The sequence below is a fragment of the Myxococcus llanfairpwllgwyngyllgogerychwyrndrobwllllantysiliogogogochensis genome (genome assembly GCF_006636215.1).
GTDB lineage: Bacteria > Myxococcota > Myxococcia > Myxococcales > Myxococcaceae > Myxococcus > Myxococcus llanfairpwllgwyngyllgogerychwyrndrobwllllantysiliogogogochensis.
This window is the reverse complement of sequence record NZ_VIFM01000175.1, coordinates 1-24,574: the sequence shown is the minus strand read 5'-3', so window position 1 is coordinate 24,574 and position 24,574 is coordinate 1. Positions and strand designations below refer to the sequence as shown.

General features: G+C 69.3%; 30 protein-coding genes. All 30 read right to left on the bottom strand.

Annotated features, from left to right (window positions below; all coding sequences use genetic code 11):
• Positions 1 to 163: 163 nt before the first annotated feature.
• The gene (locus FJV41_RS33060; protein ID WP_120564986.1) at positions 164 to 460 is read right to left on the bottom strand and encodes a hypothetical protein; all 297 of its coding nucleotides are present in this window, start codon (positions 458 to 460) and stop codon (positions 164 to 166) included.
• A 139-nt stretch (positions 461 to 599) separates the two neighbouring features.
• Positions 600 to 1,037 carry a hypothetical protein gene (locus FJV41_RS33055; RefSeq protein ID WP_141646580.1) on the bottom strand — a complete coding sequence of 146 codons (438 nt, stop codon included), beginning with the start codon at positions 1,035 to 1,037 and terminating at the stop codon, positions 600 to 602.
• An 8-nt stretch (positions 1,038 to 1,045) separates the two neighbouring features.
• Positions 1,046 to 2,956 (bottom strand): hypothetical protein, encoded by a 1,911-nt coding sequence (locus FJV41_RS33050; RefSeq protein ID WP_141646579.1) that lies wholly within the window; start codon positions 2,954 to 2,956, stop codon positions 1,046 to 1,048.
• A 64-nt stretch (positions 2,957 to 3,020) separates the two neighbouring features.
• A complete protein-coding gene (locus tag FJV41_RS33045) occupies positions 3,021 to 4,358 on the bottom strand; it encodes an Ig-like domain-containing protein (protein ID WP_141646578.1) in 1,338 nt (445 codons plus the stop codon).
• 9 nt (positions 4,359 to 4,367) lie between these two features.
• On the bottom strand, positions 4,368 to 4,763 hold the full coding sequence (locus tag FJV41_RS33040; RefSeq protein WP_141646577.1) for a hypothetical protein: 396 nt from the start codon (positions 4,761 to 4,763) through the stop codon (positions 4,368 to 4,370).
• A 5-nt stretch (positions 4,764 to 4,768) separates the two neighbouring features.
• Positions 4,769 to 5,464: a hypothetical protein gene (locus tag FJV41_RS33035; protein ID WP_141646576.1), complete on the bottom strand. Its 696-nt coding sequence runs from the start codon at positions 5,462 to 5,464 to the stop codon at positions 4,769 to 4,771.
• A 7-nt stretch (positions 5,465 to 5,471) separates the two neighbouring features.
• Positions 5,472 to 6,002: a hypothetical protein gene (locus FJV41_RS33030; RefSeq protein ID WP_141646575.1), complete on the bottom strand. Its 531-nt coding sequence runs from the start codon at positions 6,000 to 6,002 to the stop codon at positions 5,472 to 5,474.
• Between the two features lies 1 nt (position 6,003).
• Positions 6,004 to 7,533 (bottom strand): baseplate J/gp47 family protein, encoded by a 1,530-nt coding sequence (locus FJV41_RS33025; protein WP_181791098.1) that lies wholly within the window; start codon positions 7,531 to 7,533, stop codon positions 6,004 to 6,006.
• 117 nt (positions 7,534 to 7,650) lie between these two features.
• A complete protein-coding gene (locus FJV41_RS33020; RefSeq protein ID WP_141646573.1) occupies positions 7,651 to 8,472 on the bottom strand; it encodes a hypothetical protein in 822 nt (273 codons plus the stop codon).
• Positions 8,473 to 8,570: 98 nt separating this feature from the next.
• Positions 8,571 to 8,951 (bottom strand): GPW/gp25 family protein, encoded by a 381-nt coding sequence (locus FJV41_RS33015; RefSeq protein WP_141646572.1) that lies wholly within the window; start codon positions 8,949 to 8,951, stop codon positions 8,571 to 8,573.
• Between the two features lie 7 nt (positions 8,952 to 8,958).
• Positions 8,959 to 9,633 (bottom strand): hypothetical protein, encoded by a 675-nt coding sequence (locus FJV41_RS33010; RefSeq protein ID WP_141646571.1) that lies wholly within the window; start codon positions 9,631 to 9,633, stop codon positions 8,959 to 8,961.
• Positions 9,634 to 9,641: 8 nt separating this feature from the next.
• Positions 9,642 to 10,220 (bottom strand): phage baseplate assembly protein V, encoded by a 579-nt coding sequence (locus FJV41_RS33005; protein WP_141646570.1) that lies wholly within the window; start codon positions 10,218 to 10,220, stop codon positions 9,642 to 9,644.
• Positions 10,221 to 10,230: 10 nt separating this feature from the next.
• Positions 10,231 to 11,514, bottom strand: a complete 1,284-nt coding sequence (locus FJV41_RS33000) for a phage late control D family protein (RefSeq protein WP_141646569.1) — start codon at positions 11,512 to 11,514, stop codon at positions 10,231 to 10,233.
• Entirely contained in the window at positions 11,511 to 11,852 is a 342-nt protein-coding gene (locus FJV41_RS32995; protein ID WP_141646568.1) for a hypothetical protein, read from the bottom strand. The genes FJV41_RS33000 and FJV41_RS32995 overlap by 4 nt, the downstream gene beginning before the upstream one ends.
• A complete protein-coding gene (locus FJV41_RS32990) occupies positions 11,852 to 12,364 on the bottom strand; it encodes a CIS tube protein (RefSeq protein WP_141646567.1) in 513 nt (170 codons plus the stop codon). The genes FJV41_RS32995 and FJV41_RS32990 overlap by 1 nt, the downstream gene beginning before the upstream one ends.
• Positions 12,365 to 12,378: 14 nt before the next feature.
• Positions 12,379 to 15,063 (bottom strand): phage tail tape measure protein, encoded by a 2,685-nt coding sequence (locus tag FJV41_RS32985; RefSeq protein WP_141646566.1) that lies wholly within the window; start codon positions 15,061 to 15,063, stop codon positions 12,379 to 12,381.
• Positions 15,064 to 15,066: 3 nt separating this feature from the next.
• The gene (locus tag FJV41_RS32980) at positions 15,067 to 15,258 is read right to left on the bottom strand and encodes a hypothetical protein (protein WP_141646565.1); all 192 of its coding nucleotides are present in this window, start codon (positions 15,256 to 15,258) and stop codon (positions 15,067 to 15,069) included.
• Positions 15,255 to 16,028, bottom strand: coding sequence for a hypothetical protein (locus FJV41_RS32975; protein WP_141646564.1), 774 nt, complete (start codon positions 16,026 to 16,028; stop codon positions 15,255 to 15,257). Before FJV41_RS32975 ends, FJV41_RS32980 begins: the two co-directional genes overlap by 4 nt.
• A 552-nt stretch (positions 16,029 to 16,580) precedes the next feature.
• Complete coding sequence (locus FJV41_RS32965; RefSeq protein WP_141646562.1) at positions 16,581 to 17,048, bottom strand: phage tail protein; 468 nt, start codon at positions 17,046 to 17,048, stop codon at positions 16,581 to 16,583.
• Between the two features lie 11 nt (positions 17,049 to 17,059).
• Positions 17,060 to 19,276 carry a phage tail protein gene (locus FJV41_RS32960; RefSeq protein WP_141646561.1) on the bottom strand — a complete coding sequence of 739 codons (2,217 nt, stop codon included), beginning with the start codon at positions 19,274 to 19,276 and terminating at the stop codon, positions 17,060 to 17,062.
• Positions 19,273 to 19,605: a hypothetical protein gene (locus FJV41_RS32955; protein ID WP_141646560.1), complete on the bottom strand. Its 333-nt coding sequence runs from the start codon at positions 19,603 to 19,605 to the stop codon at positions 19,273 to 19,275. Before FJV41_RS32955 ends, FJV41_RS32960 begins: the two co-directional genes overlap by 4 nt.
• A complete protein-coding gene (locus tag FJV41_RS32950) occupies positions 19,602 to 20,504 on the bottom strand; it encodes an IPT/TIG domain-containing protein (RefSeq protein WP_141646559.1) in 903 nt (300 codons plus the stop codon). The genes FJV41_RS32955 and FJV41_RS32950 overlap by 4 nt, the downstream gene beginning before the upstream one ends.
• On the bottom strand, positions 20,504 to 21,100 hold the full coding sequence (locus FJV41_RS32945) for a hypothetical protein (RefSeq protein WP_141646558.1): 597 nt from the start codon (positions 21,098 to 21,100) through the stop codon (positions 20,504 to 20,506). Before FJV41_RS32945 ends, FJV41_RS32950 begins: the two co-directional genes overlap by 1 nt.
• Positions 21,101 to 21,107: 7 nt before the next feature.
• The gene (locus FJV41_RS32940; protein ID WP_141593137.1) at positions 21,108 to 21,749 is read right to left on the bottom strand and encodes a hypothetical protein; all 642 of its coding nucleotides are present in this window, start codon (positions 21,747 to 21,749) and stop codon (positions 21,108 to 21,110) included.
• Entirely contained in the window at positions 21,746 to 22,024 is a 279-nt protein-coding gene (locus FJV41_RS32935; protein WP_141646557.1) for a hypothetical protein, read from the bottom strand. Before FJV41_RS32935 ends, FJV41_RS32940 begins: the two co-directional genes overlap by 4 nt.
• On the bottom strand, positions 22,021 to 22,545 hold the full coding sequence (locus FJV41_RS32930) for a hypothetical protein (RefSeq protein ID WP_141593139.1): 525 nt from the start codon (positions 22,543 to 22,545) through the stop codon (positions 22,021 to 22,023). The genes FJV41_RS32935 and FJV41_RS32930 overlap by 4 nt, the downstream gene beginning before the upstream one ends.
• On the bottom strand, positions 22,545 to 23,183 hold the full coding sequence (locus FJV41_RS32925) for a hypothetical protein (RefSeq protein WP_141646556.1): 639 nt from the start codon (positions 23,181 to 23,183) through the stop codon (positions 22,545 to 22,547). The genes FJV41_RS32930 and FJV41_RS32925 overlap by 1 nt, the downstream gene beginning before the upstream one ends.
• A gap of 1 nt (position 23,184) precedes the next feature.
• On the bottom strand, positions 23,185 to 23,562 hold the full coding sequence (locus FJV41_RS32920) for a hypothetical protein (RefSeq protein ID WP_141593141.1): 378 nt from the start codon (positions 23,560 to 23,562) through the stop codon (positions 23,185 to 23,187).
• An 8-nt stretch (positions 23,563 to 23,570) separates the two neighbouring features.
• Complete coding sequence (locus FJV41_RS32915) at positions 23,571 to 23,798, bottom strand: hypothetical protein (protein WP_046711606.1); 228 nt, start codon at positions 23,796 to 23,798, stop codon at positions 23,571 to 23,573.
• The gene (locus FJV41_RS32910) at positions 23,732 to 24,511 is read right to left on the bottom strand and encodes a phage major capsid protein (protein ID WP_141646555.1); all 780 of its coding nucleotides are present in this window, start codon (positions 24,509 to 24,511) and stop codon (positions 23,732 to 23,734) included. Before FJV41_RS32910 ends, FJV41_RS32915 begins: the two co-directional genes overlap by 67 nt.
• Positions 24,512 to 24,574: the final 63 nt, after the last annotated feature.

Here is a 24,574-nt window from a genome sequence, read left to right as displayed (position 1 = left end):
GTCCATTTCCTCGCGCGCAATGCGCTCGAGGGTCTCTGCGGGCGCCTGGGCGGGCTTCGAGGCGTTGGCGGGGCGGGGCTTGCGGGGTGTCATTGTTTGTCCTTTCGTGCGCCTTGGGTGGCGCGCGTGAGACATACGCGCTCTGTTTCGCGCGCATGGCAAGTCATTGTGCGCTGGGATTGCGCAGATGCGCGAAGCACTCCAAGTCGACGGCGCGCGGGTCGACATGCACGAAGGAGGTGGTTCCGCCCGGGTGAATGGGAGCAGCGTCGATGCAATCCTCGGCCGTGACGCCCCCGAGGCGCGCCAGCTTCTCGTCGTCATTCACGTAGTAGTCGTCCGCGTCCGGGTTGGCGTCTGGGCGGAGGCCGCCGCGCAACACCGCGAAGATGCGGACCTTCTGCCCCCGGAGGCCGGGGATTTCGTTGCCGAGGTAGATGGTGTCGGTGCCGATAACCATAGGTGTCTCCCTGGCGCGCAGTTGGGTGGCGCGCGAAGACATACACGCTCTGTCTTCGAGACAGATCAAGTCGAGGAGAGAGGGATTTTGGACACCCCTGGGCATGGCGGGCGCAGGGGTGTTTGCTGGCAGTGTATGCCTATTGACTGGACTCTCCCGGGGCGCGGGGCTGCTCGTCGGGGGGCACCGCGATTCGGAGGCCCCGGGGGAACCAGCGCTCGCGAGCCTCCTGCGACAGGGGCCGCACCACCACCTTGCCGGCACCGCCCCCCTTGGGCTTGAGCACCGTATGCAGGCGTCCGCGCTGGACGAGCTCTGCGTGCACATGGCCGACGAGGAGTCGGTGCAGGTGCCCGAAGCTTCCTGGCGCCGGATGCGCCGGCTCGCTCTCGGCGGCGCGGATGAGGAACTCGGTGGAGCGGCAGGCGGGACAGGGAGGGAGTTGGACGAGGCCGTCATCCACGTCCTCGCGGCGGGCGACGCCCACCTCCAGGGAGTCGAGGGAGAGGCGATTGCCGCTGTCGCACCGGGCGCAGCGCTGAAGCACGTCCTCGGCGGTGACTTCGTGGATGGCCATGGGCGTCCTCACGCGACAGCGGTGTACGAGCCGAACCAGTACGTCGCGGCGAGGCCTTGGAGGTTTTGGTGGCTGTAGAAGGCGAAGCCGTCTCTGTCCGGCACCATGACGGTGGGGTTGCCGACGAAGCTTCCGCTGGTGGCGTAGGGGCTGAGGGTGATGGAGGAGGGCGCGGTGGGAAAGCGACTGCGGAACGTCACCGAGCCGCCGCCGGACAGGTTGTCGTGCGCGACGGTGTCGCTGTTGCTGTACTGGAAGCCGAGCCGGCCCACCTCGCGCACGCTGCCTGCCAACTCGAAAGAGGTGTTGCTGGCGGTGCTACTCAGCGGGAGTCGCAACGTGCGCGTCCAGGAGGCGAAGGTGGCGGTGAGGCTGGCGTCATGGAGGAACTCGGCCTCGTTGCGTGAGAGGCGGAAACCGCCCGCCGCCGCCCCGGTGGTGTCGCGGGCCCAGGCGCTCCCATTCCAGGCGGCGTTGAGGGTGAACCACACCGAGTCGCTGTCGGCGTAGAGACGCAGCCTCGCGGCTGCGCCGCCTGCGCCCTGGGTGTCGAGGAGAAGGACGCGACCGGCGCCCAGGACGGGCTGGAGGATGGCCTTGTGCTGGCCCGCTGACGTCTCGTTGTCGCGGAAGTGACCGCCGCTGAAGGCCCCGAGGACTTCGGCGAGGGCGGTTTCCACTGTGCCTGCCGTGAGGAGGTCGCCCGTGTCCGCGACGGAGACGGCGGAGGCCGCGTGGGCCCCCGCTCCCTGGGTGACGTGCCCGTTGAGGAAGCCCAGCAGCGCGGCCACCTGCTGCCGCAGGCTGCTGGCGGGAAGGGCATGGGGCGTCCCGGCCAGCGCGTCTCCTCCGACGCGAGACGCCCCCGGGCTTCCGGCAGTCGTCTCGCCGAGGCGGGTGACGACCTCCTGGAGTTGGGCCTGCACGCTGGTGGCACTGACGTAGCCATGCGGCGAGGCGCCAATGGCGCTGGCGTGGTGGGCCCCGGTGGCCGCGCCCTGGTGGGCGTTGAGGAAGCCCAGCAGCGAGGAGAGCTGCGCGTCCACGGTGCCTGCCGGCAGGAGGTTGGGCGTGCCGGGCACCGCGTCCGCACCCACGCGGGAGGCGCCCGGTGTGCCAGCAGCGGCCGAGGAGAGCTTGTCCGCGACTTCGTCCACGGCCTCCTGCACGGTGGTGGAGGTGATGAAGCCATGGGGCGCGTAGTCCACGGCGTCGGCCTCGTGCCTCCGGGTGGCGCCGGAGAAGTGCCCGGCCAGCTCGGCGTCCACCTCGTCCAATGTCGCCTGCACCGTGTCCGCGTTGGGGCTCAGGACGTCCCAGGTGCCGCTCTCCACGGCGACGGAGGTTCCCCGGGCGAAGATGAAGGCCTGGCGTCGAGAGGTGTCCAAGTCCGCGGCGAGAATCTGCGTCTGCCCGGGGCGGCGCCTGACGTCACACAGCAGCAGCTCGTCTTGCGGAAGGGCGGGCTTGGGCGCCTGGCCGACGGGGCCCTCCGGCGCCTGGCGCACCACCAACTCGAAGGACTCGTCGCGGCGGAAGTACACCTGCTGAGAGTTGCCGTCCGTGCGCGGCTCGGACAGCAGGCGGGTGAAGCGCAGGAAGATGCCCACCCACCGCTCGCTGCCCGAGGTGGAGACGTCGGTGGGGATGCCCGACAAGTCCACCGCGCAGTCCACCGTTTGCCCGGTGCCGAAGAAGATGCGCTGGCCGAGGTTGTCGTAGGCGCGGCCCGGGGCCGTCAGGTCGACGGAGAGGCTGGGCACGGGGGCGTGCGGCGCGGGAACGGCCCCGGAGATGACGCCGTGGACACCCAAGTCCGAGGCGAGGTTTCTGTCCGCCTGCTCCAACTGCGCGAAGGCCAAGTCCAACTCGGCCTCCGTCACCTTCTGCCTGAAGAAAAAATCCAGCCGGTTGCTCATGCCTGCGCCCTCCAGAAGAAGGCAAAGGCACGGTGCGAGAAATCGGGGACATGCCAGGCGGACGTCAGTGCAGCGTCGTCGTCTCGCCCAGTTCGCTGAGCCCCAGCTCCCAATGCTCCGGGAGAATGGGCGGCAGGGGCTCCACCAAGTCAACGAAGTGGGTGTGCGCGGGCTTGAGGTACTCGACGAGGGTGCGCAGGCGCTGACGCTCCGCCGGAGAGAGGAGGCGCTCCACCTCGACGTTGAAGGCATAGCGGGCGAAGCGCTCCGAAGGGCCCAGCACCCAGTCCACGCCCAGCTCGGACTCGCCCAGCACAAGGGTGTCCGAGGCGAAGGGGGAGATGGCCCGCACCTCAATCCCGAGGAAGAAGCGGATGGCGTTGCGCAGGCCCAGGGCCGTGCCCTTCTGCTGGTACATCTCCACGAGGACGGAGGCCAGCCGGCGCCGGGCGAGGACGTCCAGCTCGAAGGCGAAGGGGTTGCCCAAGTCCTGGAGGATGGCGTCCAGGAAGGCCTCGGGCGCGCGCTCCAAGTCAAAGACGTCGGGGAACGCGTCCAAGTCCGCGAGGAGCAAATCCGTCACTTCCTGGAGGCAGGCGATGAAGCGGTGCAGGTCGCCCGTCACGTCGTCGCGGCGGTTGTGGCCCGGCAGCATGTGCCAGAGCTGGAAGCTCCGGGAGGGCGGCCGGGCTGGACGGAAGCCCTTGAAGGTGGCGCGGTGGTAGGGAGCGAGCACCGGGTTGCCGTGCGCGTCCGTCACGCCCTCCACGCGCACTTCGTACACCACGTCCGGCGTCAGCTCCGTGTCGAGGACGAGGTGGACGAGGGGGCCGTCCGCCGAGGCCCCGAGGGCTGCCACCGGGACGGCGGGCGCGCCGCGAGGCGTGAGGGTGAAGCGAGCTGAGGACGGCACCCGAACGTCCTCGTCGAAGGCGAGGCGCACGGACTTCGGCGCCAGGGACTGGACGCCCACGAGCCGGGGCGCAGTGCGGTCCTCCACGGTGAAGGTGTAGGTCTCGTCGAGCAGGTGCTCGCCGCCGGCCGTGGCCGAGACGACGCGCACGGAGATGGTTTCCTGGCTGGCCAGGGGCACCGCCGGGTGGAGCACCAACCGCAGAGTGCCCACCGTCTGGGTCACCTCCGCCAGCGGCCCCGCGAAGGCGGGTTGCACCTCGACGCTGTCCCCGCCCGCGAAGGCGAGGACTCCGTCCACCCAGACGCGCGTGGTCGCCCGGGCAATGCCGTCCACGCCGACGTCCACCACCTCCAGCTCCAGCGCGGAGTCGACGGGGACGTCCTCCTCCCCTGGGCCCGGAGCGCGGTTGAGGAGAAGGGGGCGGTGCGTCTCGGCGAAGAGGGAGATGGTGTCGACGTAGAGGGTGGGCAGCTCAACCGTGGCCATAGCGACACCTCACGGGGAAACGAGCTCCAGGCGGACGCCTACCGTGTGGACGCCGGAGAGCTTCGAGACGTTGGCGGCCATGTCCCCGACGAGGCGCTCGCGGCCGGGACGCCCGAGGCAGCGGGCGTACTTCACGTCGTCGACGACGAGGGACACCTCCCAGGCCAGGCCCGCCGGCGCTGCTGAAGGCACACGGAGGCGCAAGGCGGCGCGGACCAGGTCCACGCCGGTGACGTCCACGGCTTGCGTCACCTCGGCGAAGTCCCCAGGGGCCAGCTCGAATCGGCGCCCGGGCTCCTCGTCGCCGAGGACGAAGAGGTACTCGCCCGAGGCGGGCGTGGCCCGCTGGGGCCTGATGCGTCCCTGGCCCAGGCCCAGGCGGCTGGTGAAGGCGGTGAGGGCCATGGGCGTCACACCTGCCGGGACAGCTCGAGCGAGTCGAAGTAGGCCCGGCGCGTGACGTCCCGCACGGCGAAGCCGAATCCGCCACGGCCGGAGGTGAGGGGCTGGCTGCCGGAGTTGATGCCGAGGGCGTCGTCGATGAAGTCGGCCATGCCTGGCACGGGCTGCCAGTCTGGAGGCGTGCCGAGCGGGTGCGCGGCCAAGTCGTTCTGGAGGGCCTTGAGGACGACGTCGCCGTTGGCGTTGACGATGACGTCCAGCCGCAGGTGCAGCCAGGTGCCCTGGGTGAAGCTGGCCGAGGACTTGAGGAGGACGCCGGGCCCATCCGCGTCGGGCAGGCCCGTGGCCACCGCGCCCTTGCGCAGCACCACTCGATGCGGCTCGTCGTCGGAGAGGCCCAGGAGGTAGGCGGAGTCGTTGACGGAGGTGCCCTGGCCGCAGAGGAAGAGGAAGGGGGAGAAGCCGGTGGGGCCGCCGCCGGGCCCGCGCTGGAGGCAGCTGCGGATGCTGCCTCCCTTGGCCATGGGGGCGAAGTCCGGGAGGTTGGCGGAGAGACCCACTGAGCCCTGCGCGGCGGTGAGGGAGTTGAAGGCGAAGAGGAAGTTGCCGCCGCCCGGGGGACGGGCAATGCCCGCCGTCACGCCCCGGTCCACGGTGGCGATGTCGAGTCCTCCGTTGAGGTAGGTCCAGTCTGCGAGTGCCATGGTGTCCTCACTGCGTGGTGGCCACAGGCCATCCGGTGTCGAAGTCCTCGATGGGCTGCGTGGTGTTGAAGCGGGCCCCGCGCGCCGTCACGTCCTCCCAGCGCCAGGCGTAGGACTCGTTGGTGTGCCAGCGCTGCTCGAAGTCCTCCCGCGGTGAGTCGCTGAAGCGCCCCTCCACGGATGCTGTGTCCACCCAGTCCGTGAGGAAGGGACCCTGGCCCCACGTCTCGACGACGTTTCCCTCGAAACGGTGCGGGACGAGCTGCGCGGGCGGCAGCTCGAAGAGGAAGCCGTCGTTGTTCCAACCTCGAGAGAAGGCCTCGAAGCCCTCGCGCTGCCCGGAGAAGAAGGCAAGGGCCACGGGGACGTCGGAGAGGGAGGCGTGCCACGTGTGCCACCGCTCGAAGTCCTCGCAGGCCTCCTCCGGCACCCCGAAGCCCGCCAGGGCTTCGAGGCGCGTCACCGCCGTCAGTGTCCAGTGGGCCGCCTCGCCGGGCCGTCCGCCCGCGTCCTCGAAGCTGGGGTTGAGGAGGGCCATGTCAGAGCAGCCTCCCTGTGTCCCCGTCCTGGAGCGTGACGCTGCCCAACATCGGCAGTTCCCGCACCGTCAGCTTCACGTCCGCGGGCAGGCCGTTGAGTGTCAGGTCCATTCGCGAGTCGCCCAGCTTCCGCACTCCGGGGGCATCGCGAATGACGTTGAACACGTCCGACCAGGCCACCTCGCCAGCGGGGCTCCCTTCTGCGTCCTTGAGGTTGAAGCCGAAGTCGATGCGCGGGTTGGGTGTGCCGTCCGGCTCACTGATGCGGAAGTGAGCGGCCAGTGCTTGGCGGACGCGCGACGCGACGTCCTGGACCGAAGCGCCCTGGCGAACGAAGAGGCGCGCGGCGATGTCCACGCGCCGGTACACCGGCTCCTGGACGCTCACCTGGAAGGTGAGGGTGCAGGGGTAGACTTCGGTGACTTGCCGCAGCACCTGGGCCTTGAGCGCGGGCGTGGGCACCCCGCCGCCCTGGGGCACCACGTAGAGGATGCCGGCATTCTCCCCAATGGTGGCGTCCTCGTTGGACGTCAGCATGAGGGCGCGGGCCACTCCGGGCAGGCGTCGGGCGTTGATTTCAAAGTCCTCGCGGGCGACGGTGCGCGTCAGGGCGCGGAGACTTTCGGGGGCCAGCAGCTTCGCGGAGGCCACCGTCTGCCTGTCCGCGCCACCCGATGCAGGGGCGGGGTTATTGATGGACACCTGCACCGCGTGGCCGTGGGCGTCCCGGAAGCTGCCCTCGACGACGACGAGGCGACCCGCGTCCACGTTGCCGGCCGCGCCGCCGCCCGTCTTGTACACCACCGCAACGGTGCCAGCGGGCTGTAGGCCGTTGACGCCGTTGCCGAAGCGGATAGTGGCCTTGTCCCCCTGGTCCACCGAGACGAGGAAGTGGGCGTCGACGGCGCGCGAGTTGAGGAACGTGTCGGCCTCGGTGAATGCGCCCTGGGTGGTGGACACGCGGGCGGAGCCGTCGAGGTAGGGGGCGAAGTCCAGGTGCACGTCGAAGTCAGCGAGGCCACGGGCGTCGAAGAGCTGGGTGTGCGTCTTCGAGTGCTCGGCCACGGCGAGGACGCGCGGCGGGTTGGCGCCGGCTGGAATGGTGACGGGCGAGAGGAACTGGAAGCGGACGGCCTCCGTCACCTCCTGGGTGCGGACGATGGTTCCAGCGGGGAAGGTGACGGTGGCTGCGGGAGGTTGGGCCAGGCGCAGCTCCACCTCGGCCGTGGCCGCCTGGGCGCCGTGAAGCCGGTAGCCCAGCATGCGCGCCAGGGCGATGACGTTGCGGCGCTGGGTGGCGGTGGAGAGGCGCGACTCCCGGGCGAGGTTGTCCTGGTAGAAGCCGAGGACGTCGCCGACGAAGGCGTACATCTCCAGCAGGACCTTGCCGAAGCTGGCGACGTCGAAGTCGCTCCATTCAGGGAAGACACTTTTCGTCAGCGCCACGAGGCGCGCGCGCAGGGCGTCGAAATCTCGGTGGGTGTAGTCGGTGGACGCAGGAAGAAGTGGCACGTCGGCGAAGGCCTCCACCGGGAGACAAAGGCCTTCGGCCCACTTCTTTTCGGGGACATGGGGACAGCAGCAGCGCTTCGGGTCGGCCTTGCGCTGCATGCGCAGGGCCGGGGCCCTGCTGCCTAACGCCTCGTCCTACCCGAAGAGGATGCGGAACTTCTCCTCGTCATGCGCGCGCAGCCGCTCGCTGAAGCGTTGTGCTTCGTCTGGCGCCGGGGGACACCTGCGCGCCGGGACCAGGGCGGTGTACTCGTCGCGTGGGCTGGGCCCGAAGAGAATGAGGCCGAGCCCGTGCAACTGGCAGCGCGCCACCAGCTCCCGCCTGTCGCTGAAGGAGAGAGTGTGTGGCAGGGCAAGGTACGTCTTCGCGGCGAAGAGTTGGTGGGCCGCCGCCTGCCCATAGGCCGTGAGGATGTCTTCCGTCGTGCCCCTGACTTCGACAGCGAGGACTTCGGGAGTCCACGAGAAGGAGTCCCCCGCACATCGCCGGTACACGCCGACGATGTCCGGCAATCTCCATGGGCCGCTGAGGCTTTGGCTACCCATGGGGACTGCGGCGGTGAGCTCCTCCACGTCGCCCTCGATGAACTCGGCGAGGGGCAGGTGGAACTCCTCTTCGCGCACAGCGGGCCCAGCGGCTTGGAGTGCGCCCATTCTGATGGGGACGAAGAGTCCGCGCTCGGGCCTGCTGATGACATTCGTGAAGGTGATGCGGCCGAGCGAGCGAAGGACTGGAGGAATGCTGGCGAATGGAGCCTCGGGGTGTTGGTTGTGGACCTCGCGCGCCAGGGGCATGAGGCGAATGCCGGAGGGATGCTGGCAGACAACCTTCACGGCTTCCTCTTGGAGTTGTCGAATGAGAAGCCGGCTGACTTCGCCTCGGGCGTTATAAAAGCAGATGTGCCCGCTGGCTTCCCACCAGTGCATGGTGAAGTCCTTGCCATCCATGTGTTTCATTTGTCGGCTCATTGGGTGAGGCGCTCCGTTTGAGGTGAGCCATACAGCCCTCTGGTTCGCGGAGAAGTCCACTCGTATGCGTGGGATTGGAGCGCCCCTCAGCCAAGGAGTGGCGCCTCCAAGTCCGCTGTCGTGTCACCCTCGCGCACGCGCACACGAAGTGTCAGTGTGGATGCGTCCTGCTCGACGCGGACCAGCACGAGCTGGACGCGAGGCAGCCAGCGAGCGAGGGCGTCACGGACATATACGCGCGCCAGCTCCGCCAGCACTGTGTCGTTGCGCTGGTGGCGAAGGCGCGAGAGGCCCGCGCCGAAGCTGGTGCGCCAGGGCAGCTCGCCGGTGGAGTGGGGTGTGGCGCCTTCCGTGAGGAGTACCTGCCGCACCTTCGAGGCGAGCAGCTCGGCCCCGGTGCCGGAGGCGAAGTCGCGCTTCTTGTCTCGGCGGAAGGGGACGAGGAGATTCTGGGGCGCTCGACTCATGGTGTCCTCACGGAACTGGGATGGCTGCGCGCACTTGCCCAAGGGTGCGGACAATGGCGTCGAGAGGCGCAATGGCCTCCTCCAGCGCGCTCCCCTCGAGGCTGGAGAAGTCCGGCACCTGGGGGCCGCCCACCAACCCCAGGAAGACGTTGAGGAGGGCCATGAGCTGGGAGAGGGCGGCCAGGGCCTTGCCGACGTTGGCGGCCTCCTGGGCGACGTTGGCCTCCGCGCAGCCGGCCACTGCCAGCAGGCCCGCGTCCCCAAGCTGGGCGGCGCGTTGCCGGGCCCGCGCCACACTCGACAGGCGCAGATGCAGGTGCAGGAGCTGGCCACGGGCATGGTCAAGCTCGCCCAGGACGATGTCGATGACGCCCACCACGGTGTAGGGCACCGAGAGCTGGGGGACGAGGCGGAGCAGCTTGGACACCTTCTCGGCCAGATTCGGTAGGGCCGCGGCGATGGCTGTCGGGTCGGGCGGAGGGCCCAGCGCGTCAGGTATCGCCTTCACGACTTCGACGAGGGCGAGCACCGCGCCGATGATGTCGAAGATTGGCGTGAGCGGCGCGAGGGCCGGCTGGACGGCCTGCAGGAGTTGGTGGTGCTGCAGCGTGGCGCCGCCAGGCAGGGTGAGCGTGGGCGCCTCGGGCAACGGCGGGATGTGGATGCAGATGGGCAGGGCCATGGGCGTCCTCAAATCGGCTCGGCGATGGGGCGGACGACGCGGCCAGCGATGGTGACTTGAGCCGCCTCCAAGGAGATGGCGCCCACCGCGCGCAGGGTGAGAGCGGTGGTGGCCTCCAGGGTGACGGTGTTCTCCTCAGCGTCGAAGGTGAGGCAGTCGCCCGTCTTCCGGTTGGTGAGCTTCAGCTTCTTCTTCCCCGCGGACTCGTCCAGCTCAACGCGGAAGGTGGGCGTGGCGAGGACGCGGTTGTCGGGCGGAGACACCTGGGCTTCTTCGGGCACCTCGCTCTGCCCGCCCGGCTTCCCCCAGTGCGCGCTGAGGTAGTAGGGCGCGTCCACGTCCCCCTGGTTGAAGAAGACGGCCACCTCCGCGCCCACGTGCGGCACCGCGAAGAAGCCCGTGTCCTTCGCGCCCCCGCCGGAGGTTCCTAGTGGCCAGGCCCAGGCGGACTCGGGCTCGAGGACACCGGGGATGCACACGCGGACGCGGCCGAGCTGCGCCTCGTCCTCGCGCTGGGTGACGTAGCCCACGTACATGCCGAGCAGGCGTGTGTCGTGAGTGAGGATGTCGTCGTCGAAGGTGCTCATGGCGGGCTCGCTACCTGGGGAGACTCATTCCGGCTTCCGGGTCCTCGACACCGATGGGTTGCCCGTTACGGCGGTACTCGATGTACCGGGTGCCGGTGTCCCGCTCGAATGCCTCGACTTCCTTCAGTGCCCCAGTCGTCTCGGGTGCGCTGGTGTTGGGCTGTCCGCCCTGGGGCTGGCCCTGCTTCTCGGCGCTGGCTTGCTGACGCTGCCCCGTGCCGTCACGCGACAGCTTCAAGTCGGTGGTGTAGCCGGAGGAGGAGAGGACGTGCTTCGCCTCGGTGATGTAGTACCGACCGGACAAGAAGCTGGAGATGCCGCGCACCTCCACGACGGACTTCGCACGCAAGCTGGGGTTGCCCACCACCTGGAGGGACAGCTTCACGGTGCCGGCTTCCGCGCGTCGGAAGCGGGCCTCGGACTCACGCTGGGCTTGGGCGGGAGTCGAGGCCGAGGTGGGCTGGACGCTGGTGGTGCTGTTGCGAAGTTGCAGCGACGTGGTGCCCGTTCGCTTCTCCACCACCTCGAGGAAGTCCGCGAGGGTGGTGCGCTCCACGGTGGCACTGCTCGCCTGGGCTTCGAGGTTTCTCTTGGCCATGGCGTCCCGGCCACGCACGTCCACCTTGCCCACTCGGCGGCCCAGCTCCGACTCGACGTTGACCGAGAGGATGTCGCCCCGGCCTGCGTCCGCGTACCACCACAGCACATGGGTGGGCGCTGCGGCCTGGTTGCGCGGGCCGAAGGTGAGGCCCCTGTCGTCGACGTGGAACTGGAACTCCTCCCGCGCGGCCAGGCGCCGGAGGAACCTCGCGTCCGTCTCCCCAGCCTGGTGGATGGTGTCGAAGGACTCTCCGGTGTCCTCGACGTGGACGGAGTCCTCCTCGTAGCCATACTCGGCGGCCACCTCGCGCACCACCTGAGCGCGCGTCTTCCCTGACCAGGTGCGCGTCTTCGCTTCGCGGTGCATGAGGGCGCTGAGGGCCTGGCCCTCGACGGAGAGCACCTGGAAGCCCATCAGCTTCTTCACCACCACCCGCCGCGGAGGAGCCATGAAGCTCGGGTAGCCCCAGGACACCTCCAGCACCGTGCCGCCCACCAGCTCCGCCCTGTCGAAGAGGGACAAGTCGAAGTTGTCCAGTTGGAGGGACAGCTTGTCGGCCTTCGTCGCGGAGTCCTCGAAGGTGAGACCGAGGATGCGACCCTCAAGTGAGAGGGGCTCGCCGCCGCGGGCTCGCTCGTGTGCCAGCAGCGTGAGGCGCACGCCAGGCGCAGTCCTGTCGAGGGGCCGCGTCACTCGCTGGCCCTCCGCCGCTGCTCGCTGAGGATGACGTCGGTGAGGACGCGCAGCGAGGGGATGTAGACGCGCCGCCCCGCCTCCAGCTCCAGCGTCGCGTCGATGATGGGCTCCGGCTGGAAGTCGGCGATGGCCCACCAGAAGCCGCAGGCGCGCGGCAGGGGCGCGAAGTAGCGGCCAGCAAGACCCCAGAGGGATTCACCCTGGGCGACGAGGTGGACGCGCGTGTCCGCATGCGGCTGGAAGCCGTAGGGGACTCTCTCCGTGAGGTAGAGGCGGCCCACCTCATCCCGGAGGCCGAGGGAGAAGGAGTAGCGACTGCCAGCGTGAGGGGCCACTACGGCACCTCCTGGCGGAGCTGCTCGGAGGTGACGCGGGTGTCCAGCACCTCCTCGAAGGTGACGGTGGCGGTGTAGACGAGGACGCGGCCGTCGACGGCGAGCTGGCGGTAGTTGAACTCCACGCTGGCGACGACGCACTCCACGGTGAGGACGCCGGGCCAGAGGACAAGGACACGCGGAGGCGCCGTCGCCAGCACACCCTCGGTACCCGCTGGAGGCACGGTGAGAGCGCGGAGGAAGGCGCGGAACGCCATGACGTTGCTGGCCCCCGCCTCATGGGCGGCGAAGAAGGCGTCCAGGTAGAACTCGACGCCCGAGAGCTGCCGGTTGGAGGTGCCCTGAAACTGGAGCACCTGGTGGGAGAGGCCCGGCACCACGAGACGGTTCCAGTTCACCTGGAGCTTCTCGGTGAGCTGCGACGGGTTGAAGAGGCACTCCATGGCCTCTCCGGTGAGGACATTCACGAGGTGGCAGCGAGGAGGACGGGCGAGGCCGGCAGCGATGGACACCTGGGGCCTGCCTTTCAGTACGCCGGCATCGGGGAGAAGCTGCGGGAGGCGGCGTCCCTCTCGGCGCGCGCCGTGGCCTGGGCAAGCACCTCACCGTCCACCTGCACGCTGACGAGAACGGGCGCTGCGGGAGGCGAGGCCGACTGTGAGGAGATCACCTCGGGCTGGGGCAGTGAGGCCTGGAGGGCGGCCACCGCCGGCATGGACGAGGACTCCAGGGGCCACTCCACGGGCGAGGAGGAGTCCACGGAGGTGACGGGCGCGGCGGTGGTGTTGCCGGAGTCCTCGAGGCCGAAGGCGACGGACAAGTCGCGGTGGAGGCTGAGCCGCGCCGTCCGCAGGGACTGCTGCAGACCCGTGTCCTTACCGAAGAGACTCGCCACCGCGTCCACTACGCCCAGAATGGTGCCCACCAACTCCAGGAGGACGCCGGAGATGGCGTCCACGACGCCGAAGACGATGAGCTTCAGGCCCGTCCATGCCTCGGCCCAGTTGCCGGTGAGGACTCCGCTCAGCGTCAACACCACGCCCCAGAAGACGTCGACGATGCCGGAGAAGGCCGCGAGGGCTGCGTTGAGGATGCCCCCCACCACCGACACCACGAGGGAGACGGCGGACACCAACACGCCCACGACGGTGGTGATGTTGCCGATGGCAAACCCAATGGTCTGCCCCATGAGAGTCCACCCACTGGTGCCCTGCTGCACAGCGGAGGTGGTGCCAAAAAGGCCCGAGAGTGCCCCGCCGAGGACGCGGCCCAGGTGCGCCAGGCTGCCCAGGAGGACGTCGACGCCGGCCTTCATGTAGTGCCATTGCCCCGCCAGGCCTTCCGCCACCTCTGCACCGGCCGTCATGCCCATGACGACGAAGTCGAAGACGCGGGCGAGGGCGCGTCCCACCGTGGCCCCCGCATCGCCGAAGGCGGCGAACTTCGCCGCTGCCGTGGACGCATCGTCCCTCGCGGACAAGAAGCCCATGGCCTCGCCCACCCGTTGCAGCGTCGCTTGGAAGGCGTCGAGGGTGGGCTGCGCTGCCTCCAGGCCGGCCGAGAATCCGTCGGCGATGCCCGAGAAGAAGTTGTGGATGCGGTGGGCCCACAGGAAGACGTTGATGAGGAAGTCCTTCAGCCCGGCATTCTCAGCGCGGCCCAGCTCCTCCCTCACCGCGCCGGAGAAGCCCCCGTCCGTGAAGAGCTGGACGAGGCCGCGGAAGGCAAGCGTCACCCGCTCCTGCACACGCTCGACGAAGTCGCCCAGGCCGCCGAGGTTGTGGCGGATGGCGTAGGCGAGGCCAGCCACGGCGACGCCCAGGAGGACGACAGCGCCCACGGCCGGAAGCACCGTGGCGAGGAGGCTGCCCAGCGTGAGGCCCAGCACCTTGAGGCCCACCACCAGCAGCGCCAGGCCCACCTGGCCTGAGACGACGGCGCCGACGAGGGCGATGACCCCCCCGGCCGCCAAGGTGAAGGCAGCGAGGGCGCGCTTCACCGGGCCGGGCAGGGACTGGAAGACGCCCAGTACCTGCTTCACAGCGTCGGCGACAAGGGCGACGAGGGGCTTCAACACCTCGTCGAAGGGCTCCCCCAGGACGATGGCCAACGCCTTCATGCGTCCGGCCAGCAGCTTCTTCTGCCCCTCGTAGGTGTCCAACATCTGCTGGCGGAACTTCTCGGCTGTCCCGCCTGCATTCGTGAACTCATCGCGCAGGTACTTGAGGGCCTCGGCGCCGCGGACGACTTCGCCGGTTTGCTTGCGAACGCCGTCGGTGAGCTGCGTGAGGATGGCATTCACACCGCCCAACGCCTCGCGGCCGAACGTCTTCAAGAGGAAGGCGGAGCGCTGCGCCTCCGTCATGTGCTCGAGGGCGGGGGACAGCTTGTCGAGGATGCCGAGGAAGCTGAGGAAGTTGCCTCCAGCGTCCGTGACGGCGACACCGACGCCGCGCAACTGCTGCTGCACCTCCGGGTCCGCCATGCGCTCCATGGCCACGGCCACGGCGGTGGAAGCGCGCTCCACGCCGGGGACGACATTCTTGACGAGGCCCAGGGCGATGAGCGTCTCGGGCAGCTCCTGGTTGAGTGCCTGCGCGCCTCGGGCTGCGGTGCCGAGGGCCAGGGGCAGCTCATTGGCGCTGAGGGCGAAGACGTTGACGGCCTGGAGCATCTGGTCGACGGAAAGGGAGGCCTTGTCGGTGGAGATGCCGAAGGCCTTCATCGCCTGCGACGCGAGCCCGGCCGCACCCTGGGGCGTCAACTCCCCCAGCGAGCCACCGGCCAAGTCCAACACGGGCTCCAGCAGCTTCATGGCCTCTGCGGCGGTGAAGCCGGCCTGGGTGAGTTCTCGCAGGCCCAGCACGGACTCGGTGGGGGTGAATTGCGTGGCGAGGCTTGCCTCGAGGGCGGCGTCACGCAGCTGCCGCAGCTCCTCGGCCGAGGCGCCGGAGACGGCGGCCACCCCCGCCACGGCCTGCTCGAACTCCCCGGCGGCGTTGGCCAGGGAGAAGGAGGCGCCGATGGTGACGGCGCCAGCCGAGAAGAGGGCCATCGCGACGCCAAGGCGCTGGAAGGCGCTCTCAATCCGCGCTGTGCCGAGCCCCACGCGCCTGTCCAGGCGCGTGAAGTTGACCTCGAGCTGGGTGAAAACGCCGGAGGCCAAGTCCCGTGCGGTGAAGACGAAGCCCAGTCCGAGGTTGTTGAGCACGCGCTACCTCCGCTTCGCGGCCTTCTCCAGCGCCTTGGCTTCGTGGGCGCGCTGCTGACCGATTCGCTCGAGCAGCCAGTCCCTGTCCGAGGTGGGCAGCTCCAGCGCGTCACCGAGGGGAGCTACGAGGCCGCTGCCTCCGTGCTGGTGCCAGCACAACTGGAAGAGGCCCTCGCGCCACGTCTCCAGCGTCACGCCGGGGAAGAGGTGGAGCGCTCCCGGCGCCTCGTCGTCCGGGCTTGCCCCGGAAGGAAGAAGCCCCGGTCGAAAGGGAGTTCCACCTCCTGGCGCATGAAGCACTCGGGGCACTCGACTTCGAGCGTCGTGTCCACGCCGCAGTCGACGCGGTCGAACTCGTCGACGAGGTAGTCGGCGTCACGCAGCGTGAGGTCCTCGAGGAAGCTGCGCTTGTCGCGCGCATCCACGCCGTCAACGTCCAGCACCCGGTAGGCGAGGACGGAGGACAGCAACTTCTCGGGCGCCGCGCGCTGGAGCTGCGGCAGCCGCCGCTCGTCCTCCCCCGTCAGCAACCTGAAGCGCACGCGCTTTCCGGCGTCGGGCAGCGTCGTCTCGAATCGGTTGCCAGCCGTGAATGCCGCGCGGCTGGCGTCCGAGAGGGCGCGCACCGGGAGCTGCGTCAAATCCAGCTCCCAGTCGATGCGGGCTCGGCAGGAGGCAGCCTGACAGGGGACGGCGAAGACGTACTCGGGGCCGTAGGTGAGGACGCGCACTTGCAGGAGGGCGAAGAAGCGGTCCCCCTGGAGCACCCGGCCCCAGTCCACCTGCCCGTCGGCGAAGGCGTAGGGGCCTGCCTCCAGCATCTCCTCCCAGCATGCGGAGAGCAGCTCATCCACCTGGCCGCCGCTCTTCGCCAGCTTCCTGTCCGCGAGGACGCGCTCCTCGCGCACCTTCATGCCGCGAACGCGGCCTGTCAGCCCCGAGGGGCATGAGATGATGTCCGCCATTTTCTTCCTCCGAGAAGGACAAAGGCCTCGGGCGGAAAATCGGGGACATCCTCAAATGCGTTTCATTCGACGACGGTGAAGCCTGCTCGTGTTGAGCTGGCCACACTGAGGACTCCTTCAGCGCTTCGACGTTGCCAGAAAGTTGAGCCTGGGAGCCGTCATGCATATGTGAGGAGCGACGCTCTGCGCGTTGTCATCATGCTTCGTACCCCACTGCTCCCCTACCAGGTCGTCTTCAGTCCCCAGGCCTGGGTTTATGTGGGGCGCATGCCGCATGCGGCATTCACGCTGCTCCAGCAGACCATCGACCGTATCGCCCGAGACGACAGCACACCGAGCCCGTCAGCAGGTATCGTCGCCACTCGACTTCGGCTGGAGACAGGGCTGGTGGACATCATCTACGAGCGGGATGACTCGCGGCGGATACTAACCGTCGTGGACATTGTCCACGTGCCCTCCGAGGCTTGGTGAGCACCAGGGAGGACGTGGCGCTGCACGCTTCGGCGAGCCCCGCCAGAGAGCGCAGGCGAGTGCCGTGAGCATTTGGCTCGCCTACCCTGGCGTGGCCAGCTCGAAGAAATCGTAGGTGAGGGTGACGCTTTCGATGACATTTTCATCGGACTCGTTGTCCCACTCGCCCGCGACGAACTTCACCGGCCAGGCCCGGGAGAGGCTCCACCGGCGCAGCGTGGTGCCGTCCCTGTCTTGCTGGACGATATCGAGGTTGCGCTTGTAGAGGCTGTCCGGCAGGCCCAGGCCGCTGGTGGTGTGCACGACGTCCTGGAACCAGTCGAAGAGTTCGTGGTCCTGCGTGGCGCCTCTCTCGAGGGTGACGTCAGAGAAGGTGAGACGCCCCGGCGACTTGTTGGGGATAAGGCTGCCGCCCTCGAAGTATTGGACGTTGGCGACCTCGACGGACAACTCGCTGCACTTCTGGAAACCGGAGTGTCCGAGGCCGTCAGCCTCACAGAGGAACTTGAAGCGCTTATGGAAGCTGCGCGGCTGTCCGATGATGGCCATGGAGAGGCTCCTTACAGGCCCGCCGAAGCCAGCTCGGCTTCGAGGGCGCGGGTGTCCTGGGCGATGCGCAGGACAATGAATTCGGCGGGCTTGTTAGTGGCGAGTCCCACGCGCGCCACCAGCTTGCCGGCGAAGACGACGGACGGTGGGTTGAGGGCGTCCGAGACGTCGACGAAGAAGGCCTTGGCCGGCTCCATGCTGCGGAAGGCGCCGTTCTTCATCTGCGCGAGGAGGAATGCCGCAATTGTACGACGCACCTGGGCGCGCAGCCCTTCGGTGTTGTTGCGGTGCCGTGCGAACTGCAGACCAGCCTTGAGGCTGCGCTCGATGAAGGACACCCCGCGCCGCTCGGCGACGAAGGGGAAATTGCCGGCCGCCTTTAGCGTGCGGCTGCCATCGATGAAGCGCGGCAACCCCGGCGCGGTGGTGAGCGGATTGACGCGGTGGGGGTAGATGATGTCCCGCTTCTTCTCTTCGAGGCACTCCTTGGACTCGAAGCCGAGGACGCCGAACATGCGCCCGGCTTCAATGCCCGCGGGCGCGTCGTACACACCGCCAGGGCGCGCGCCGTCGTTGCGCGCGAAGACTCCGGCGATGATGCCGGAAGGCGGCACGGCGAGCTGCTCGACGTTGCCGAAGACGCCGCGAGCGGGGTTGAGTACCGTGACGCGGGGCCAGTAGAGGGCCGCGTGCTCAGAGAGTCCTTCGAGGGCGGCCTCCTGCGAGACGTAGGAGACGATGTCCGTGGCGCTGTAGCCCGCGGGCGAGTCCAAGACGGCGAAGACGAGGCCGTCGCGCGCCACCTCGCAGTAGCGCACCATGGCGTTGTGGACGGCGGGCGTCGCGCGCCCGGGCACCAGGAGGAGGGAGATGTCTGGCACGGCGTCGAGTGCGTGAAGGCCAGTACCACCCGCCTCGGAGCCGATGAAGTCGCTGTCGTCCAAGCCGACAAGGCCGTCCGCGCCGCCCGAGAGGGCCACCGTCTGCACGTCTGGAAGCGCGTCCGGTTGCACCAGGAAGGCCTGGACGTAGGCGGAGCCGGTGCGCTCGTCATTGACGATGCGCTCGACGTAGCGCGCGTCGCCTTCGACCGAGGAGAGGTTGGGGAAGGACTCGCGGTAGGCGCCGTCCTCAAGGACGAGGACGTCGAAGGTGTCGGGCGAGCCATTCGTCGCGGGGCGCACCTCCACCTCGAGGCGGTTGGCGTAGGCGCCCGCGTCCTTGGCCTCCAGGTGGAGGACATCGGTGGCGCCGGAGGCGTCGCCCGTGTGCGGCAGCGCGTCCAGGCCGAGGCCGGAGCCCGCGTCGCCCTGCACACGCAAGGAGGCACCAGGCCCCGTGGACTGGGTGAGCAGTTGCAGGGCGCCCAGGGAGGACGGAGCCACGCGGACACCCGCCACCGCCGCCTCCACGAGGGCGCGGACTTCCGCCAGCTCGACGGCGCGCAGACTCTGGACGTTGCCGCTCCCCACCTGCGGGCCGCCGGAGAAGCCGAAGACGGTGGCCGCCACTTCGTCGCCCACCTCCAGACGGCTGGAGGCGCCCTGAGTGTCGCTGGCGATTCTCAGCACACCGTCCTCCACGGTGGCGCGCCCCCCAACGAGTCCGGCGTTGAGGACGGCGGCCACCTCCTGGGCGGTGGCCTGGGCGATGTCGTCGAAGTCTCCCTCGTGGAAGGGGATGAAGACGTCCCGCCCGTCGTCCACACGCACGCGGAGCGACTGTCCGGCGGTGAGGGCGTAGGGCCCGGGGCGGCCAGCGGAGACGGAAGCCGCGGTGCCGGAGAAGACGACGTCCACTGCCTCGGCGCCGTTGACGGACAACTCCAGGCGCTGGCCGTGCCGGAGAGTGAAGGGGGGACGCAAGGTGCCGCGCACGACAGCGGGCGTGGGCCCGCCGCCCGTGGTGAGGGCCGCCGACGCACGCATGGCAGTGTGCGACTCCGGGCTTGAGGCGTCCTCATAGTGGACGGTGCGAACCACCCAGAGGTGGCTGCCGCCATTCTCGAAGAAGCCCATGGCGGCGAGGGCCAAGTCAGAGTCCGGCGTGAAGCCGCCGAAGGTGGCCTGGTACTCCTCGAAGGAGGTGCACAGTACCGCCTGGCCGATGGGGCCTCGCTCCGCCAGGCCCACGGCGCCCGCGACGGAGGTGGGCGCGGAAGGAATGCCGCGGACACGCGGCTCCTCCTCTTCCACGACGACTTTCGACGACAGCAGCTCACGACTCATGAGGCACCTCGCTTCTTCCGGGACACGCGCGCCGACGCTTCCGGCGCGGGGAGGAGGGGTTGAGACGGCACAGAGGAAGAGGCGGCCTGTCGCTTCAGGCCGACGTCGCCCCGGCGAATGGCAGCAGCCACGGCGGGCACGCAGAGGGTGGCCTCGGGCACGTCCTCCAGCGTCACGCCCGAGGCCAGAGTGAGGGAGGAGGGCAGGCGTCGGCCGCCACGGCCTGGCTGCACGCCGCAGGCACACGCGCCGCGTGCGGCGCAGTACGACTCATGGGGCAGAAGGAAGGTGAGGAGCCTGCCCAGGGCATTGCTGAGGGTGACACTCATGAGGTGCCTCCAGAGAGAGAATCCGTTTCGAGGCGAGTCGCGGCGACGGCCTTGCCGATGTCGAGGGGCAGGCCCTCGTCCACATCGAAGCCGCGCACCACCAGGCCCCACGTGAAGGCGCGCACGTCGTCGCGGCTGCCGAGCTGCGTGCGCACCTCGCCGTCCGCGTCCATTTCCCAGCGGACGGTGCCGCGCGAGGCGTCCTCCGCGTCCCGGGCCAGGGACAGCCAACGGTTGCGGTTGAGGAAGGTGGCCACGGCGGCCATGAGGTTGAAGAGCTCGGCGGTGCGCTCGGAGGCCACCGTGAGGGTGAAGGCCAAATCCACCGTGTATGCGGGGCGCCTGCGGACCAGCTCCGCGCCGGAGGGGCCCTGCACGATGTCCTCGTGCAGCACGTTGGAGGCGTAGCGACGACTCTCGCGTAGCGTGGGGCCTGACAGCACCACGGAGGGTAGCGAGGCCATGGCGATGACGTTGAGGCCGTCTGCCGCCGTGTCGTCGTAGTCGACGGACACACTGGCGCTGACGTTGGCCACCACCTGCCGCTTCAGCTCACGCAGCAAGGTGCGCACGAGGCGGGTGAGGTCCGCCTCCTTCGCGACGCGCGGGCGCAGGTAGCGGTACCCGCCTGCGAGGACGGCGGCCTCACCTGGAACCGGGCTGCCCTCCGGGGAGAGGTTGAGCAGCTCCACGTCGACGGAGCCCACCTCACGGGCCGGCGTCCGCACGTCCGCGAAGTGGGTGCCTGCCTCTTCACGGACAGAGAGCACCTCTGCGCGCAGCCCGCCCAGGCGCACGTCCACCCGCGCGGCGAAGTCCATGCCAGCGAGGCGGAGAATGTCTCCGCCGCTGGTGGGCCCCGAGGAGGGCGTCACAGAGGTGAGGGCGGGGATGGACATTAACCGGGCCCTCCGAGGCCCAGCTCCTTCGCCACCCGCGCGAGGAAGCGGCGGCTGGCTCCTTGTCGAAACCGCGCGAAGGCGGGCCGCAGGAAGGGCCGCGCGGGAGTCTGCGTCACCACGACGCCGCGCCCGCTGCCGCCGGTGGGGGTCTGGCCCGCCTTGCGCAGCAGCGCGAAGAGGAAGCGCCGCATCTTCGGCGTCATGGGGATGACGACGGGCGGCCCGCCGTACTCCTGGAGCTGCGCCACGTCGACGAGGGACTCGCCGTCCGGACTCTTCGCGGTGCGAGAGACGCCAATGAATGCCTCATCGCCCTCCACGACGACACTAATTGAGCTGCGCAGCGCGCCGGAGACGAGGAGGGCCTTCGTCCCGGAGAAGCCCGAGAGCTGGCGCGCCGCCAGGGTGAGGGGCGAGGGCGGGCGGAGCGGCTCGCCACCTGGCGCCTGCTGGGTGAGGCCCTGCACCACCTCCTTGCGCAGGGCGTGCGCCTCCTGACGCAGGGCCGCCTGCATCGCCTCCTCAATGCGTGACGAGCCCGCCGCCAGCAGTTGGCGGGCCCGTGCCCAGTCTCCGGTGCGCGAGACGGCCATGGGGACCTCAGCCCTTCTTCGCCCGCAGGTGGGGGACGTGCGAGTTGAGCCACTCGAGGGCTACGTGCGTGGCCTCACTCACCACCGCGCCGTGGCGAACGGACACAGAGGTGAGGGCCAGGGTGTGGGCGGCGACTTCCACGTCCTCCGGCCGGCAGCCGTAGTGCTTGAGGCCCTCGGCGATGGGGCGCACGGCGGGGAGGGTGCCGTAGCGCCAGTAGTGCAGCTCCAGGTTGCAGGTGTAGGCCTCGGCCTCATAGCGGGCGCGGGCGGCGGAGCTGGTGAGGTAGGCCAGCTCGTAGCTGGGGCCCTCCTCGTCGTGCTGGACGACGTGCTGGTGCTCGTGGACGCACACCACCACCTGGGCCCACAAATCCCAGCCGGACTTCGGCGTGCCCACCTCGAAGGGCAAATACAGGGTGCGGCCAACGGTGGTGGCATAGCGCTCCAGGAAGCGCTCCCTGTCGAGAATGCCCATCCGTCGAAGCACCTCGGCCGCCAGCTGCATTTCGAGCGAGTCGGACTTGCTCGCCGTCTTGGTGCGCAGGCGCGACTGCATGTGCTGGTAGAAGGCCCACACCTCCGCGGGCTGGAAGTCGCGCTGGAAGAGGGGGCCCACGCCAGGCAGGGACTGGAGGTAGCCCTTCACAGGACACCGCCTTCCACGGCGCCCGCGTCCACGGTGGTGGGCAGGCAGGTGTGGCCGGCGATGCCTTCCTCGTCGACGTAGGTGCAGGTGAAGGCCGTGCTGCTGTGCTCGCTGACGGCGTCGCAGTCGGCCAGCACCTGCCAGTTGCCATCGCCGTTGCAGATTTGCGCGACGTTGCCAGCGCACCGTGTGGATACCGGCGCACACCCGTCCGGCGCGCGGCAGCGGGTGAGGAGAGCGGTGGCGAGAAGTGGGGCGAGTAGCAGTGCTTTCATGCGAGTCCTCGGGCTTGGGGCCTGTCGTTGAAGGTAACGAGAAGGAGGTTGCGGCGAGGCCTCCGGCGGTGGAGCCCGAAGCCCGTGGGACGTGCCTCGGTGACGTAGAGCCCGGGCGGCGTCCTCACGGCCTGCACGAGGGCGCCCGCGACGTCGTAGAGGGCGCCCAACCTGTCGCTGGGGCGGATGAGGGCGTCGCCAGTGGCCGCGTCGACAAGGCCGAGGCGCTCCAAGTCTCGGAAGTGGAAGACGAGCTCGAAGCTCGTCCGGGGGCTGTTGCCGGAAGGTGCCATTCGCAATGAAGCAAAGGCATCCGGCTCCACCTGGCAGGGGACACGCACGGGTGGAAATTCGCGGCGGAAGGCTTCGGCCACGCCGTCGTCGTCCGCGTCCACCAGCACCGGCTCGCGGAAGTCCGCGTCGTACCCGCTGGCATGGGGGCCTGGGCCGGGGCCAGCCATGGCGGCGGTGTCCAAGCGGTACAGCTCCGCCAAGAAGGGGTAGATGAGCCGGCCTCGCACTACGCGGCTCCGGGCAGCGAGGGCTTCACGTAGGCCGAGAGCAAAAGGTCCACTTCGGGCTCTCCGGTGAGAGGCCGCACGGCGGGGCGGACACTGTCGAGGCGGTAGCTCTGCTCTCGCGTGCGCTCCTCCACCACCCGCCAGCGCGTGCGCTCCTCCAACGAGTCTTCATCCGCCAAGGGCGAGAGGCTGCGCAGGACGAGAAGCATGCAGGCGCGGCGAATGGCGGGCGGCGTGCGCCCCTCCGGCGTCCCGTCCGCCTCGGTGTAGCCCCACCGCGCGCCCACGGTGATGCTGCCCTCACCACGTGGGAAGACACGGCCATGGCGGAAGGTGAGGCGGGGCCCGTCGAAGCCCGGGCCCACCGGGGCACCCACCACCACGAGGTGCTCCCTGGAGAAGGACACGTCCGCCCCGTACAGCGCCAGGCGGTAGATGCGGATGGGCGGCACCGGCAGCCAGAGGGACGGGGTGCCGCGCCCGTCGAAGTGCAACGTCGCCGAGCGCGGCTCGAAGTGCCACCCCGTCACCTTGTCGATGGTGCGCGTCGCCTCGTCGAGGAGGACGGCCAGGCGGGTGTCGCCCGCCATGGCCGGTGTAACGCCCTCGGCGCGCATGTCGGCCACCGTGGCGTACACGTCAGTCCTTCTCCCGCTTGGCGCGGCGGGTGTCCTTCTCCTCGCTGGCCTTCGGGAGGTCCTCCGTCGTCAGCGTGCCGGCGGGACGCGCAGCGCTCAGCTTCAGCTCGTCGCTGGCGCTGCGCTTCACGCGGGCCTCGTCGGCCTCGGTGGCGTCGAGGGATTTCGCCTCCGCTTCCGTGGACACGTCGAAGGCGAGCGGCGAGTAGGTGTCGCCGGGCAACTGGTGCACGGTGCGCAGGTAGTCCGCCACCGGCTTCTCCACCCGGTACCAGCCGCGCTCCTCCTGGAATTTGATTCCGGCATACGTGTAGCGCCGCAGCACGTGGCCCCGGCGCGCGTCGTAGGCCTTGAGTCGGACGAGATAGGTGTTGTCCATGGTGGGCCTCACAGCTGCACGTTGATGGCCTTGGCCGTGCCCGACTCCTCGGCGAACTTCGCGTCGAAGCGCAGCGTGGCCACCACCTTCAGCGTGCCCTCGGAGATGTCGCGCGCGGATTCGATTCGAATCTGCCGCCAGATGCCGACGTGGATGTTCTTGGGATTGGTCAGCAGGATGGCCGTGCGGTCATTCGTCGCACCGAGGTTCTCCGGCCAGAGGGGGATGGGCCGCACCGGGACGCCCGAGTAGAGGACCGGCGCATCGCCCTCGAGGAACTTGTCGCCGACCGCCGTGGCACGCTCCGCGAGCGTGCTGCGGTAGTCCAGGTCCGCGTCGACGCTGGTAAGAGGAACCCCATGCTGCCCTTGTCGCGCAGGTGCTCCGACGGCAGCGACTTGAGCAAGTCGCCCAGGACGTCCTTGGAGATGCGCGCGCCGGCCGCGTCGACGACGTTGCTGGTGGTCTGCTTCAGCACGCCGTCCATCGTGGCGAGGAAAGGGTCCGCCGAGGCCGTGTCCCCGTTGACGAGAATCTCCTCCATGTCCCTGGAGATTGCGTCCGCCAGCATCTCCATGAGCGTCTGCCGCAGCTCGCCGCGCTCGATGCTGTCTTCGAGCACTTCGTCGCTGAGCCTGACTTCGCCCTTGAAGAGCTTGGCGTCGAGCTCCACCTGGGAGAGGTCGGGCTTCACACGCTGCGCAGCGGGGACGGCGGTGGCCTCCTGGCCGGGGCGCAGAATCCGGCTGCCGAACTTCAGCTTGGAGAACTGCTGCTTGGGGGCGGCCATGGGGACAACGGTGCACTGCTGGAGGAGCACCGATTGCTTGATGAGGAGTCGCAGGAACTTCTGCGCCTGCGCGGGCTGGAGGACGCCTCCGCCGGCCGTGAGGTCGGCGAGGGCCAGGTCCGCCTTGGCCAAGAGGGTGGTGTTGTCGATACGACTCATGGGGATTCCTTGGGCGTTGAGGCTTCCTGGGGCGGGTGGGGACGTCAGACGTCGTGGAAGGAG

Excerpts from the sequence above, each read along its gene's own strand:
- FJV41_RS33060 (WP_120564986.1), bottom strand. The coding sequence starts at position 460 with ATGGTTATCGGCACCGACACCATCTACCTCGGCAACGAAATCCCCGGC.
- FJV41_RS33055 (WP_141646580.1), bottom strand. The coding sequence starts at position 1,037 with ATGGCCATCCACGAAGTCACCGCCGAGGACGTGCTTCAGCGCTGCGCC.
- FJV41_RS33050 (WP_141646579.1), bottom strand. The coding sequence starts at position 2,956 with ATGAGCAACCGGCTGGATTTTTTCTTCAGGCAGAAGGTGACGGAGGCC.
- FJV41_RS33045 (WP_141646578.1), bottom strand. The coding sequence starts at position 4,358 with ATGGCCACGGTTGAGCTGCCCACCCTCTACGTCGACACCATCTCCCTC.
- FJV41_RS33040 (WP_141646577.1), bottom strand. The coding sequence starts at position 4,763 with ATGGCCCTCACCGCCTTCACCAGCCGCCTGGGCCTGGGCCAGGGACGC.
- FJV41_RS33035 (WP_141646576.1), bottom strand. The coding sequence starts at position 5,464 with ATGGCACTCGCAGACTGGACCTACCTCAACGGAGGACTCGACATCGCC.
- FJV41_RS33030 (WP_141646575.1), bottom strand. The coding sequence starts at position 6,002 with ATGGCCCTCCTCAACCCCAGCTTCGAGGACGCGGGCGGACGGCCCGGC.
- FJV41_RS33020 (WP_141646573.1), bottom strand. The coding sequence starts at position 8,472 with ATGAAACACATGGATGGCAAGGACTTCACCATGCACTGGTGGGAAGCC.
- FJV41_RS33015 (WP_141646572.1), bottom strand. The coding sequence starts at position 8,951 with ATGAGTCGAGCGCCCCAGAATCTCCTCGTCCCCTTCCGCCGAGACAAG.
- FJV41_RS33010 (WP_141646571.1), bottom strand. The coding sequence starts at position 9,633 with ATGGCCCTGCCCATCTGCATCCACATCCCGCCGTTGCCCGAGGCGCCC.
- FJV41_RS33005 (WP_141646570.1), bottom strand. The coding sequence starts at position 10,220 with ATGAGCACCTTCGACGACGACATCCTCACTCACGACACACGCCTGCTC.
- FJV41_RS32975 (WP_141646564.1), bottom strand. The coding sequence starts at position 16,028 with ATGGCGGACATCATCTCATGCCCCTCGGGGCTGACAGGCCGCGTTCGC.
- FJV41_RS32965 (WP_141646562.1), bottom strand. The coding sequence starts at position 17,048 with ATGGCCATCATCGGACAGCCGCGCAGCTTCCATAAGCGCTTCAAGTTC.
- FJV41_RS32960 (WP_141646561.1), bottom strand. The coding sequence starts at position 19,276 with ATGAGTCGTGAGCTGCTGTCGTCGAAAGTCGTCGTGGAAGAGGAGGAG.
- FJV41_RS32955 (WP_141646560.1), bottom strand. The coding sequence starts at position 19,605 with ATGAGTGTCACCCTCAGCAATGCCCTGGGCAGGCTCCTCACCTTCCTT.
- FJV41_RS32950 (WP_141646559.1), bottom strand. The coding sequence starts at position 20,504 with ATGTCCATCCCCGCCCTCACCTCTGTGACGCCCTCCTCGGGGCCCACC.
- FJV41_RS32945 (WP_141646558.1), bottom strand. The coding sequence starts at position 21,100 with ATGGCCGTCTCGCGCACCGGAGACTGGGCACGGGCCCGCCAACTGCTG.
- FJV41_RS32935 (WP_141646557.1), bottom strand. The coding sequence starts at position 22,024 with ATGAAAGCACTGCTACTCGCCCCACTTCTCGCCACCGCTCTCCTCACC.
- FJV41_RS32920 (WP_141593141.1), bottom strand. The coding sequence starts at position 23,562 with ATGGACAACACCTATCTCGTCCGACTCAAGGCCTACGACGCGCGCCGG.
- FJV41_RS32910 (WP_141646555.1), bottom strand. The coding sequence starts at position 24,511 with ATGAGTCGTATCGACAACACCACCCTCTTGGCCAAGGCGGACCTGGCC.